This is a genomic window from Aurantimicrobium sp. MWH-Uga1, assembly GCF_003325955.1.
Classification (GTDB): Bacteria; Actinomycetota; Actinomycetes; order Actinomycetales; family Microbacteriaceae; genus Aurantimicrobium.
Genome location: NZ_CP030929.1, coordinates 641,395 through 653,885 on the forward strand (window position 1 = coordinate 641,395; position 12,491 = coordinate 653,885).

General features: G+C 53.6%; 11 protein-coding genes. 10 read left to right on the forward strand and 1 reads right to left on the reverse strand.

Annotated elements, in window-relative coordinates; translation table 11 throughout:
* Positions 1-33: 33 nt before the first annotated feature.
* Positions 34-1,962 (reverse strand): propionyl-CoA synthetase, encoded by a 1,929-nt coding sequence (locus AURUGA1_RS03295; RefSeq protein ID WP_114128861.1) that lies wholly within the window; start codon positions 1,960-1,962, stop codon positions 34-36.
* 201 nt (positions 1,963-2,163) lie between these two features.
* Between AURUGA1_RS03295 and AURUGA1_RS03300 the strand changes: the two genes are divergently transcribed.
* The 10 genes from AURUGA1_RS03300 to AURUGA1_RS03340 all read left to right on the forward strand — a co-directional run bounded on the left by AURUGA1_RS03300 (position 2,164) and on the right by AURUGA1_RS03340 (position 12,489).
* A complete protein-coding gene (locus tag AURUGA1_RS03300; RefSeq protein ID WP_371412365.1) occupies positions 2,164-2,859 on the forward strand; it encodes a GntR family transcriptional regulator in 696 nt (231 codons plus the stop codon).
* A gap of 27 nt (positions 2,860-2,886) precedes the next feature.
* On the forward strand, positions 2,887-4,410 hold the full coding sequence (locus tag AURUGA1_RS03305) for an MmgE/PrpD family protein (protein ID WP_114128862.1): 1,524 nt from the start codon (positions 2,887-2,889) through the stop codon (positions 4,408-4,410).
* On the forward strand, positions 4,410-5,321 hold the full coding sequence (gene prpB, locus AURUGA1_RS03310; protein WP_114128863.1) for a methylisocitrate lyase: 912 nt from the start codon (positions 4,410-4,412) through the stop codon (positions 5,319-5,321). Before AURUGA1_RS03305 ends, prpB begins: the two co-directional genes overlap by 1 nt.
* A gap of 39 nt (positions 5,322-5,360) precedes the next feature.
* Entirely contained in the window at positions 5,361-6,485 is a 1,125-nt protein-coding gene (locus tag AURUGA1_RS03315; protein ID WP_114128864.1) for a bifunctional 2-methylcitrate synthase/citrate synthase, read from the forward strand.
* A gap of 85 nt (positions 6,486-6,570) precedes the next feature.
* Positions 6,571-6,732 (forward strand): hypothetical protein, encoded by a 162-nt coding sequence (locus AURUGA1_RS08110; protein ID WP_172418246.1) that lies wholly within the window; start codon positions 6,571-6,573, stop codon positions 6,730-6,732.
* Positions 6,725-7,525, forward strand: coding sequence for a TlyA family RNA methyltransferase (locus AURUGA1_RS03320; protein ID WP_240187389.1), 801 nt, complete (start codon positions 6,725-6,727; stop codon positions 7,523-7,525). Before AURUGA1_RS08110 ends, AURUGA1_RS03320 begins: the two co-directional genes overlap by 8 nt.
* A 2-nt stretch (positions 7,526-7,527) precedes the next feature.
* Positions 7,528-8,439 carry an NAD kinase gene (locus AURUGA1_RS03325; RefSeq protein WP_114128866.1) on the forward strand — a complete coding sequence of 304 codons (912 nt, stop codon included), beginning with the start codon at positions 7,528-7,530 and terminating at the stop codon, positions 8,437-8,439.
* Complete coding sequence (recN, locus tag AURUGA1_RS03330) at positions 8,436-10,124, forward strand: DNA repair protein RecN (RefSeq protein ID WP_114128867.1); 1,689 nt, start codon at positions 8,436-8,438, stop codon at positions 10,122-10,124. The genes AURUGA1_RS03325 and recN overlap by 4 nt, the downstream gene beginning before the upstream one ends.
* A gap of 14 nt (positions 10,125-10,138) precedes the next feature.
* On the forward strand, positions 10,139-11,815 hold the full coding sequence (locus tag AURUGA1_RS03335) for a CTP synthase (RefSeq protein ID WP_205214674.1): 1,677 nt from the start codon (positions 10,139-10,141) through the stop codon (positions 11,813-11,815).
* Positions 11,816-11,823: 8 nt separating this feature from the next.
* Positions 11,824-12,489: an NUDIX hydrolase gene (locus AURUGA1_RS03340; protein WP_114128869.1), complete on the forward strand. Its 666-nt coding sequence runs from the start codon at positions 11,824-11,826 to the stop codon at positions 12,487-12,489.
* The last annotated feature ends 2 nt before the right edge of the window (positions 12,490-12,491 follow it).

The window sequence follows — 12,491 nt, forward strand, 5'->3', positions numbered from 1 at the left end:
ATGTGTTGGGGTAGTGCAGTGAATCTGCCGGATTTAGGCCGGCTTCATCGGTTCAGGGTTGCCCACGAGGGCAACCGTGAGATCTTCAAGGACACTGATGTCCTCTATCGTTGGTGGGACGACGAAATCTTCGCCATCCACTATCTGACGCATTGTTTTGCGCAGAATCTTTCCTGAACGGGTTTTGGGGAGGCGCTCGAGCACGAGCACGTCACGGAAGGCAGCAACGGGGCCTACCTTCTCGCGGACCAATTTCACCAGTTCGGAACAAATCTCGTCATGGTTACGGTCAACCCCGGCTTTGAGGGTGACAAAACCACTAGCACGCTGGCCCTTAAGTTCATCTTTCACGCCGATAACAGCACATTCAGCCACGTCGGGGTGGTGGGCCAATGCTTCTTCTAACTGACCGGTTGAGAGGCGATGTCCGGCAACATTGATAACGTCATCGGTGCGACCCATGACGAAGACGTAGCCATCTTCATCAATGTAGCCGGAGTCTCCGGTTGCGTAATATCCATCAAACGCATCAAGGTATGCCTTCTGGTAGCCGTCAGGTCTACCCCATAATCCGGCAAGAGTTCCTGGAGGCATAGGGAGCTTGATGACGATGTTTCCTTCTTCGCCGGGAGCAACGTGGTTGCCTTTGCCGTCGACAACTTCAACTTTGTAGCCAGGAACTGGAACAGTCGAGGACCCAGGCTTGATGGGTAATGTTTCAATACCGCGAGGGTTTGCTGTAATTGCCCAGCCTGTTTCGGTCTGCCACCAATGATCAACTACAGGAATGCCCAAACCTTCACTTGCCCATTCCAATGTTTCTGTGTCGAGGCGTTCGCCCGCCATGAAGAGGGTGTGCATGGAGCTCACGTCATAACGTGCCAGTTCCTTAAGCTCAGGATCTACGCGGCGGATGGCGCGAAGCGCGGTTGGTGCAGTGAACAGAGCACGAACCTTGTACTCATCCACGATGCGCCAGAATGCTCCCGCATCAGGTGTTCCAACTGGTTTGCCTTCATAAATGACAGTGGTTGCGCCAGCGAGAAGAGGAGCGTAGACAATATACGAGTGGCCGACCACCCAGCCCACATCGGATGCTGCCCACATCACTTCACCGGGCTTGATGTTGTAAATGTTGGCCATGGACCATGTCAGTGCAACAGCGTGACCACCGTTGTCACGCATAATTCCTTTGGGGTTACCAGTAGTACCAGACGTGTAGAGAACGTACAGCGGGTCGGTTGCGAGAACAGGGACGCAGTCAGCGGGTGTTGCCTTCGCCGCGGCGTCGTCCCAGTCCAACCATGTCACGCCGTTGACGCCGTTGTATGTTTTGATAGTGCCTGGAACGTTGCGTCGTTCTTTCACAATTACGGTGTGAATGGAGCCTTGTGAAAGCTTGAGAGCCTCAGCAGCCATGGGCAGGTATTCGACAGTTCGCCCAGGCTCAAGACCACCTGATGCAGTAACCAGTACTTTAGGCTTCGCATCGTCGATGCGAACAGCTAACTCATTTGCAGCAAATCCACCAAACACGACTGAGTGGACAGCGCCAATTCGAGCGCAGGCCAGCATCGCAATAATGGCTTGAGGAATCATGGGTAAATAAATAATGACCCGATCACCCTTGGTGACTCCCTGGTCAATCAATACTCCAGCAAATGCTTTGATTTCCTCAAGAAGTTCGGAGTAAGTAAAGCGATCTTTGACCCCAGTCATGGCTGAGTCATAGATGACGGCGGTTTGATCACCACGACCGGCAAGAACGTGTCGATCTATGGCGTTGTAACAGGTGTTGAGCTCAGCTCCAGGAAACCAGCGGTAGACAGGAGCACCTGAGTCATCAAGAGCTTCGGTGGGGGGAGTAATCCAGTCGATGGCGCTTGCAGCATCTAACCAGAACTGCTCAGGGTTTTCGGCGCTTGATTCGTACACCGATAGGTAGTTCTGTCCTGCAGTCATCTCTCGCCTCCCCTTTGAGTCTGGGGTTCTCCTCGTTGAGAACTCCGTGAGTTGTGCTGCTATTTCTTTGACACGAAAACATCTCAGAAATAAACGCTAGGGATGACTGTATACACAAAATGACTAATTGTGCAATATTTTCGCAACTATTGCGTGTTGCAGGCCCTGTGTGTATACATAGAGGGAGTAAGTCTGTATACAATGAAGCTGTTGGAACAGGTCAAGGGAGACAACATGAGGGCTAGCGACAAGGCATATCGCAGGCTTCTCCATGAAATTGTTGACGGGGATTTAGCCCCGGGGACCGTCTTGGCGGAGGTTGAACAATCCACCCGCCTCGGAGTTTCGCGCACCCCACTTCGCGAAGCACTCTCCAGGCTCATGGCAGATGGATTGGTTGAATCTGCTCCGGGCAGAGGTGTTGTCGTCACAGAAGTTTCACTAGAAAACATCGCTGAGCTCTACGAAGTTCGAGAAGCGCTTGAGGAACAGGCAGCTCGTCTAGCAGCCCAAAGACGTGACCCCCAAGTCTTTATCAAGATTGCCCAAGAATTTGCCCGCGCTTCTGAACTGATTGAGTCGGGAGCTGAAGGTGTTCGCCACTACTACGAGCTCAACGAAAAATTTGATGAAGCTGTGGACGAGGCCGTCCAGAATGCATATTTAGTTTCAGCTTTGCAAAATGCACGAGTTCATCTTTCTCGAATTCGCCGAATGGCAAAAGATAATCCTGCGCGTCTACATGAAAGTGTTTCAGAAACAATCTTGATTATCCAAGCCATCATCGACGGCGACGCAGCTTTAGCAGCTCACGCTACTCACGTTCACCTGCACAAGTCTTTGACTAACATCCGCGCCTCTGTCAAGGGGCATCTCACTACCGTTGATGCGGCATAACCACATCAACATTCCGAAGGGAAGCTCATGAAGCTGCACAAAGTCCGCGTATATAAGAGTGAAGAAACTCTTGAACGTAAAGACCAACTTGCCTGGAAAATCGCGGAGGTAGCTTCAGATCCTGTAGAAGTTACTGCAGAGGTGACAGACATGGTCATCAACCGCATTATCGATAACGCCTCTGTAGCAGTCGCTTCTCTTACTCGTAAGCCTGTAGTTTCTGCACGTTCACAAGCACTCGCACATCCTGTTTCCACTGGGGGTAATGGCGCCAACCTGTTTGGAGAACCACAGGATGTGCGTGTATCTCCTGAGTGGGCTGCCTGGGCAAACGGCGTCGCAGTTCGCGAACTCGATTACCACGACACCTTCCTCGCAGCTGAATACTCCCACCCTGGCGACAACATTCCACCCATCCTTGCTGTTGCCCAGCACGTTGGTGTTTCTGGCGCGGATTTAATTCGCGGAATTGCTACCGGTTATGAAATTCAGGTTGACCTAGTAAATGCCATTTGCCTGCACAAGCACAAGATTGATCACGTAGCTCACCTCGGCCCCTCTGCTGCTGCCGGTATCGGAACAATGCTTAAGCTACCTACCGAAACCATCTACCAGGCCATCGGTCAAGCACTTCACACAACCACGGCGACGCGTCAGTCACGTAAGGGAGAAATTTCCTCGTGGAAGGCGCACGCTCCCGCATTCGCCGGGAAGATGGCTGTTGAAGCAGTTGACCGTGCCATGCGTGGAGAGACCAGCCCCACACCAATCTATGAAGGTGAAGATGGAGTCATTGCTTGGATGCTCGATGGCCCGACTGCAGCATATGAGGTGCCCCTTCCAGAAAAGGGTGAAGCAAAGCTCGGAATTCTTGACACATACACCAAGGAACACTCGGCGGAATATCAGGCACAGGCCCTGATTGACCTTGCTCGCAAGCTCCACAACGAGCACCCCGAGGCAACAAACCCCGAGAATGTGAAGTCTGTGGTCATTCACACCTCCCACCACACGCACTATGTGATCGGCTCGGGAGCGAACGACCCCCAGAAGTATGACCCCACGGCTAGCCGTGAGACTCTGGATCACTCGATTCCTTACATCTTTACGGTTGCACTGCAGGATGGTGCCTGGCACCACGTTGACAGCTATGCTCCTGCTCGGGCCTCTCGCGCAGACACCGTCGCACTGTGGAACAAGACCACCACACTCGAAGATGCCGAGTGGACGCGTCGCTACCACTCTGAAGACCCTGCGGTGAAGGCATTCGGTGGTCGCGTTGAGATCACGCTCAACGATGGAACGGTCATCGTGGATGAACTCGCTGTGGCAGATGCTCACCCCCTCGGTGCACGTCCTTTCGCTCGTGAGCAGTACATCAACAAGTTCCGCATCCTCGCTGACGGTGTTATCGAAGATTCAGAAGTTGAGCGCTTCCTTGCTCTCGTTCAGCGCCTGCCAGAACTTACTGCAGAAGAAATCGGCGGCCTGACCGTTACTGCCAAGGCTGGCGTTCTGGCTTCTGTGCCATTGCCCAAGGGTCTGTTCTAATGCTGTATGCCAAGACAACTCCAGCTCAGAAGCGTCGTCATTTACGCGAGCGTTTAGCGTCGGGGGAACTCCTGCAGTTCCCCGGTGCGTTCAACCCGCTCTCGGCCAAGCTCATTCAGAGCAAGGGCTTTGATGGTGTCTATATCTCTGGAGCTGTCTTGGCAGCAGACCTTGGTCTGCCTGACATCGGTCTGACCACCTTGACTGAGGTCGCAGGCCGCGGTCAGCAGATCGCCCGCATGACAGATCTGCCTGCACTGATTGATGCAGACACTGGTTTTGGTGAACCCCTCAACCTTGCCCGTACTGTGCAAACACTCGAAGATGCGGGTGTTGCTGGACTTCACATTGAAGATCAGGTCAACCCCAAACGCTGTGGGCACCTGGACGGCAAAGCAGTCGTGGATAACGACACTGCCATCAAGCGCATCAAGTCTGCAGTAGATGCTCGTCGTGATGAGAACCTTCTCATCATGGCGCGCACAGATATTCGAGCAGCTGAAGGACTTGACGCGGCAATAGACCGGGCCAAGATGCTCATTGACGCTGGCGCTGATGCCATCTTCCCTGAGGCGATGAAAGACCTTGGCGAATTTGAAGCTATGCGTGCAGCTATTGACGTGCCGATGCTTGCCAACATGACAGAGTTTGGTAAGAGTGAGCTCTTTACCAAGCAGCAGTTGGCAGATATTGGCATCAACATTGTGATTTACCCAGTCTCTCTCTTGCGTCTGGCTATGGGTTCTGCTGTTCGAGGACTTGATTCACTCAACGAAACTGGATCCTTCCAGGCATCTGTGCCTGAGATGCAGACCCGTGCAGATCTTTACGAAACTCTCGACTACGAGGAATACAACCACTTTGATTCAGGCATCTTCAACTTTGACCTGAGCACACACACCAAGCACTAACTCGAACGACACGTTCGTCTCTACCTGTGAGGACAAGCTATGACGGAACAACCACAGATATTTAAGGGCTTAGCTGGCGTTGTGGTCGATGCCACTGCAATATCTAAAGTCAACCCTGAAACAAACTCACTGCTGTACCGGGGATACCCAGTGCAAGAACTGGCTGCCAGCAAGAGCTTCGAAGAGGTCGCCTGGCTGCTGTGGCACGGTGAGCTCCCTACCGCAGCTGAGTTGGCAGGCTTCCAGAAGTCTGAGCGGGCACAGCGCGAACTGGATGCCAACGTCAAGCGCGTCATTGACGAACTCCCCTTGAGCGCACACCCCATGGATGTTGTCCGCACAGCCGTTAGTGTCATTGGTGCCTCAGATCCCAACACTGACGACTCTTCTCCAGAAGGTAACTTGGCAAAAAGCATCACCCTCTTTGCCAAGCTTCCCGCGATCGTTTCGTATGACCAGCGTCGCCGCCGTGGAGAGGGTGTCATTGAACCTCGCGAGGACCTGGACTACTCGGCGAACTTCCTCTGGATGAGCTTTGGCGAAATTCCTGATGATGTGGTCGTAGATGCTTTCCGCGTCTCCTTGATTTTGTATGCGGAGCACTCCTTCAACGCCTCCACATTCACCGCCCGGGTGATTACTTCGACCTTGTCGGACCTATACTCGGCAGTGACTGGTGCTATTGGTGCACTTAAGGGACCCCTTCACGGTGGTGCAAATGAAGCTGTTTTGCACATCTTCAATGAAATTGGTTTCGGTCCTGACGCAGCTGCTCGTTCAGAGGCGTGGCTGGAACAAGCATTGTCTGAAAAGCGCAAAATCATGGGCTTTGGTCACCGTGTCTACAAACAAGGTGATTCTCGCGTTCCCACCATGCGCAAATCAATGGTTGAACTTATTGAGTACTACAACCGTCCAGACGTGTTGGACCTTTATGAAGGTCTTGAAGCAGCAATGACCGATCGCAAGGGTATTCTCCCCAACCTGGATTACCCATCCGGTCCTGCCTATCACTTAATGGGCTTTGACACCCTGACCTTCACCCCGATTTTCGTGGCAGCACGAATCACCGGTTGGACGGCTCACATCATGGAGCAGCTCCAAGCAAACGCACTCATTCGCCCGTTGTCGGCCTACAACGGTGTGGATGAGCGTCACCTCTGAACACATAGGGGATATGAGCAAAGCCTTGCGGGATCGTCTCTCCCGCAAGGCTTTGTTCTTGGTTTCCTTCCGATAACCTTGAATCATGAGCACCTCAGAAAACATCACTCAGTCAGACGGCGAACTCGTCTCTGCGCTGTCCGTCGTTGAGGACCAACCGCTCGAAAACCGTGCAGAAGGCTATGCAAAGCTCTACGACGACCTCCGAGCACAGCTCGAAGGTGGCGACATTCCTTCTCGTGACTAGTCAACGCCTCGATGCCGCCCTCGCAGCCAGATCTCTGGCTCGTTCACGCAGTCATGCCGCCACGCTGATCGCAGATGGCTTTGTTCGAGTTGGAGGCAAGGTGGTCAACAAACCTGCCTTCAAAGTTGAGGACAGTGACGACATCAGCGTGGATGGAGCAGATCACTACGTTTCTCGTGCTGCACATAAGTTGATAGCCGGTCTTGACGGCTTTGGTATCGATGTCTCTGGCCGCGCTTCCTTTGATGTGGGAGCAAGTACAGGCGGTTTTACTCAAGTGTTGCTCGAGCGCGGTGCGCAATCGGTTGTTGCTCTAGACGTCGGTCACAGTCAGCTCTCTCCCCGAATTCGCTCTGATGAGCGTGTCTTAGTTGTTGAGGGTGTGAACGCTAAAGGCCTTGATCGAGACAAGCTCTCTGCCTTGGTCAAGCAGGATTTTGTGGCAGATGTCGTTGTTGCGGATGTGTCCTTTATTTCTCTCACTCACATCATGTCGGCGCTGAAAGCCTGCGCAACCGAGACCGCTGACTTTGTTTTGCTCGTCAAACCACAGTTTGAGGTTGGTCGAACCGGAGTCAAAGAAGGCATCGTAACCAACCCCGCCCTGCGCGAAGACGCAGTTATGACGGTGTTGTGGTCTGCCTTTGATCACGGCCTGGGAGTGTGTGGGATCCTGTCCTCCCCAATCCTGGGCGGGGCTGGTAATCAAGAGTTTGTCCTCTGGCTCCGTGCGGACAGCGGGTCTAATCCATCAGAATGGACTCAACAGGTTCACAAACTGGCAGGAGCATAGGCATGAGCGCACTAGAACGCTATATCCTCGTGGTCTCCCATGCCACCCAGCAGGCCACCTTGGAAGCCGCAGTGGAGGTCTGCCAACAGATACAGGCGCAGGGGGCTGTTCCTGTTATTCGCGAACTAGAACTTTCTGCTGTTCTAGAACTTGCTCCCGAGCTCACCTCACTCCAAGTCCTAGAAAAACAAGTTCCTGTCTCTGACATTGAGTGCGCCATAGTTGTTGGGGGAGATGGGACCATCCTCCGAGCAGCTGAGTTATTGCGGGGAACAAGTGTTCCCATGTTGGGTGTGAACACGGGACACGTGGGATTCCTTGCCGAAACTGAACGAGACTCCATCACCGATACTGTTTCTCGCGTTTTAGCACAAGATTTTGTCGTGGAAGAGCGCTCAACGCTCTCCGTTCGCGTCAAAGTAGGAAACGAAGTAGTTTTTGAAACCTGGGCACTCAACGAGGCCACTGTTGAGAAGGCAAGCAGGGAACGCATGCTCGAGGTGGTTATTGAGGTGGATCGTCGACCTCTGTCTTCCTTTGGCTGTGATGGGGTCGTGATGAGCACCCCGACAGGATCAACTGCCTACTCCTTCTCAGCAGGTGGACCTATTGTGTGGCCTAGCGTTGATGCCATGATTTTGGTTCCGCTTTCAGCCCATGCCCTGTTTGCTCGTCCCCTTGTTGTTGGCCCAGAATCTGTCCTCGCTGTTGAAATTCTTGAACGCCGCAGTGGTCATGGTGTGCTGTGGTGTGATGGCCGCAGAACACGCAACCTCCCACCCGGAGCGCGCGTTGTCGTCAAAAAGTCACCCGTGCCTGTGCTGCTTGCCCGAATGCACGACGAAACCTTCACCGATCGCCTCGTCGAGAAGTTTGATTTACCCGTCACCGGCTGGCGAGGTCCTGGCGCGTGATAGAAGAGATTCGAATCAGAGATCTTGGCGTTATCTCTGAAGCAGTACTTCCGCTAGGCCCTGGATTCACTGCCATCACGGGTGAAACCGGTGCTGGAAAGACTATGGTTGTCACAGCTCTGGGGCTTTTGCGGGGAGAACGATCGGATTCCACAGCTGTGCGTTCTGGCTCCGATGCAGCTTGGGTTGAAGGGCGCTGGATTATTCAGCCCTCAGGGGCCATTTCTGACACGGTGAGGGATGCCGGCGGCCTCATCGAAGGTGATGAGCTCCTGTTGGGCAGATCAGTTTCAGTAGAGGGCCGATCACGTGCAGTAGTGGGCGGGCGAAGCACTCCGGTTGCCGTATTGGGTGAACTTGGTGAGCTTCTTGTTGCCGTTCACGGTCAATCTGACCAGGTGCGATTGCGCTCCACATCAGCTCAACGTGAGGCATTAGATCGTTTTGCTGGACCACATTTTGCTGAAGTCCTGGGTGAGCACGCTCATGCTTTCCGCCGCTGGAAAGCCAACTCCGCCGAGCTCGCTGAGCTCACAGCAGCACGTGATGCCCGGCAAAAAGAGGCAGAAGAATTACGTCTGTCCATCTCTGAGATTGAAGCTGTTGCACCACAACCTGGTGAAGATGAAGAGCTCACAGCACTTGCACAGCGCCTCATGCACACCGAAGACCTGCGTTTGGCCACAGCCCAGGCTCGGGAAGCGCTGTCCTCTGATGCGTCGGATGAGTTTGATGCACTTGCCCGAGTTGATCTTGCCAAGAGGGCACTTGAAAAGGTTGCAGATGTGGATTCAACATTGGCATCCCTCCTGGAAAACCTCACTCAGTTGTCCTTCCAGGTCCACGATGTTGCCGGGGCACTCTCCTCGCATTTGGCGAACCTTGAGGGGGAAAGCGAACAGAATATCGACTCTATTCAGGAACGTCGCGCAGAACTGAACACCCTGATGCGCAAATACGGCCCCACCCTCGATGACGTTCTCGCGCTGGTGAATTCAGGTAGTGCTCGTTTATTTGAACTCGATAACGACAGTGAGCGCATTTCTGAGCTATCTGAAGAGGTTAACGCAGATCACGAACTTGTTATTCGAGGCGCAGAAGCATTGCATACTCTCCGAGAAGAAGCGGCACTGAGAATCTCTGCTCTGGTCACAGAAGAACTTGCTGCACTGGCAATGCCGGATGCGCAATTGCTGGTGAAGGTAACCAAGGGGGAAGAACTAGCTGTGCACGGTCTCGACACAGTTGAGCTACTTCTTCGACCCCACCCAGGCTCTGAGCCTCGACCAATATCCAAGAGCGCTTCTGGCGGTGAGCTCTCACGAATCATGCTGGCGCTCGAAGTTGTGATTGCTGGTCAAGACTCTGTTCCCACCTATGTTTTCGACGAAGTCGATTCTGGTGTTGGTGGGGCATCTGCGATTGAGATTGGTCGTCGCCTTGCCCGCTTGGCAGAAAAGTCACAAGTTATCGTGGTGACTCACCTGGCTCAAGTTGCCGCTTTTGCGACCAACCATTTGCGTGTAGTTAAGGACACTTCCGGAGAAGTGACGGCAAGTAGTGTGCACAAGCTCACCGGATCCGAACGCGAAGCAGAGATGGCCCGATTACTTTCGGGACTACCTGATTCAGAAAATGCTTTGGCTCACGCCCGCGAGTTGATTGAGCTGGCCACCTCCCGCTGATAGGCTCTAATTCCGTGGTGAATACTTCGGGATCTAACGTAACCAAGCACATTTTTGTCACCGGGGGCGTTGTCTCGTCACTCGGAAAAGGCCTGACGGCAGCTAGCCTCGGCAATCTTCTCACCGCTCGCGGACTGCGAGTGGTCATGCAAAAGCTTGACCCCTATCTCAACGTTGACCCTGGAACGATGAACCCATTCCAGCATGGTGAAGTCTTTGTCACGGACGACGGAGCTGAAACCGACCTCGACATCGGTCACTACGAGCGCTTCCTCGACATCAACTTGTCTCAGGCAGCTAATGTCACCACCGGCCAGATTTACTCTCAGGTCATCGCTAAGGAACGTCGCGGTGAGTACTTGGGTGACACTGTTCAGGTCATTCCTCACATCACTGATGAAATTAAGCGCCGTATGCGCCTGCAGGCAGAAGACATTCCTCAGCCGGATGTCATTATCACCGAAATCGGCGGAACGGTCGGCGACATCGAATCTCAGCCATTCATTGAGTCTGCACGTCAGGTTCGCCACGAACTTGGTCGCAAGAACGTGTTCTTTGTTCACGTCTCTCTCGTTCCCTTCATGGGCGCTTCAGGTGAGCAGAAGACCAAGCCAACTCAGCACTCTGTTGCTGCCCTCCGTTCTATTGGTATTCAGCCAGATGCTCTCGTTTTGCGCTCAGATCGCCCCGTCACCGAAAGCAACAAGCGCAAGATTGCTCTCATGTGTGACGTTGACGAGGACGCGGTTGTTAATGCCATAGACGTTCCTTCGATCTATGACATTCCCACCATGCTCAACAGCCAAGGCCTTGATGCCTACATCGTGGAGCAACTGGGATTGGACTGCGGCGAGGTCGACTGGTCTCACTGGACTCCACTGCTGGAAGCAGTGCATGATCCTGCACACGAGGTTACGATCGGTCTGGTCGGAAAGTACATAGACCTGCCAGATGCGTATCTCTCAGTTTCTGAAGCATTGCGTGCCGGGGGGTTTGCCCACCGCACCAAAGTGAAACTGCGCTGGATTCCCTCCGATGATTGTGAAACTCCCGAGGGTGCTGCAGAGAACCTGTCCGACCTTGATGGCATTTGTGTTCCCGGTGGTTTCGGTATTCGTGGAATTGAAGGCAAGCTCGGTGCGCTGAAGTTCGCTCGCGAAAATGGCATCCCGACTTTGGGTCTGTGCTTAGGTCTGCAGTGCATGGTGATCGAATATGCCCGCAACATGGCAGGTTTGACCGACGCATCCTCTTCAGAGTTTGACCCTGATACCAAGACTCCTGTGATTGCCACCATGGCTGAGCAGGTGGACATCATCAACGATGGTGACCTCGGTGGAACCATGCGTTTGGGCCTCTACAAAGCAGCTCTTGCAAAGGATTCTTTGGCAGCACAGGTATACGGTTCTGAGCTCATTGAAGAGCGTCACCGTCACCGTTATGAAGTGAACAACACCTACCGCCAGCAGATTGCTGACGCAGGCCTGTCCTTCTCAGGAACCTCACCTGATGGTCAACTAGTCGAGTTCGTGGAATTGCCCACCAGTGTTCACCCGTATTACATCGCAACCCAGGCTCACCCTGAACTGCGTTCACGCCCGAACAACGCTCACCCCCTGTTCTCTGGGCTCGTTGAGGCCTCACTCGAGCGTCAGAAGGCTACTCGCCTGTTCGATATCGAACAGGTCTAATCCTTCTCATGTCCAATTCATCGCAGGAAGTTTTTCGCGATCTTCCTGTTGACGTATCGATTACAGGTCGGGACACGGTCTTTACCGGCCGTGTGTGGAATGTAGAACACGAACGTTTTCTCTACAACGATCACGTCATCGCCAGAGACTATATCGACCACACCGGCGCTGTAGCGGTTTTGGCCCTGGACGACAACGACCGTTTGCTGGCTATCCAGCAGTACCGTCACCCCATTCGCATGCGCGAATGGGAGATTCCGGCAGGACTGCTGGATATTCCCGGAGAAAGTGCACTTCTCGCAGCACAACGAGAGCTTGCCGAAGAAGTGGATCTGCAAGCAGATTCGTGGACTGTGCTGACTGACTACTGGACGTCACCCGGCGGATCCAACGAATTTGTTCGGATCTTTCTAGCTCGAGACCTTCACAACACTCCTGTTCCTTTTGAGCGCAGTGAAGAAGAAGCAGATATGGAATTGCTTTGGGTAAGTCTGGATGATGCCCACGATGCGGTCTTGGAAGGCCGGGTCTCTAACTCCATCTTCCAAATCGCCATCTTGCAAGCACATGCCTCCAGGGCGAGAGGCTGGGACACCTTGCAACCGGGGGATGCCCCCTTCGTGATGCGGGAGCGCCGTGACCGACTCGGCAGTGGCGCACCCTGGCAGGGGTAACA

Bases quoted from the DNA above. Each gene is read 5' to 3' on its own strand.
- AURUGA1_RS03340 (WP_114128869.1), top strand. From the start codon at position 11,824: ATGTCCAATTCATCGCAGGAAGTTTTTCGCGATCTTCCTGTTGACGTA.
- AURUGA1_RS03295 (WP_114128861.1), bottom strand. From the start codon at position 1,962: ATGACTGCAGGACAGAACTACCTATCGGTGTACGAATCAAGCGCCGAA.
- AURUGA1_RS03300 (WP_371412365.1), top strand. From the start codon at position 2,164: ATGAAGCTGTTGGAACAGGTCAAGGGAGACAACATGAGGGCTAGCGAC.
- AURUGA1_RS03325 (WP_114128866.1), top strand. From the start codon at position 7,528: ATGAGCGCACTAGAACGCTATATCCTCGTGGTCTCCCATGCCACCCAG.
- AURUGA1_RS03315 (WP_114128864.1), top strand. From the start codon at position 5,361: ATGACGGAACAACCACAGATATTTAAGGGCTTAGCTGGCGTTGTGGTC.
- AURUGA1_RS03305 (WP_114128862.1), top strand. From the start codon at position 2,887: ATGAAGCTGCACAAAGTCCGCGTATATAAGAGTGAAGAAACTCTTGAA.
- prpB (WP_114128863.1), top strand. From the start codon at position 4,410: ATGCTGTATGCCAAGACAACTCCAGCTCAGAAGCGTCGTCATTTACGC.
- AURUGA1_RS08110 (WP_172418246.1), top strand. From the start codon at position 6,571: ATGAGCACCTCAGAAAACATCACTCAGTCAGACGGCGAACTCGTCTCT.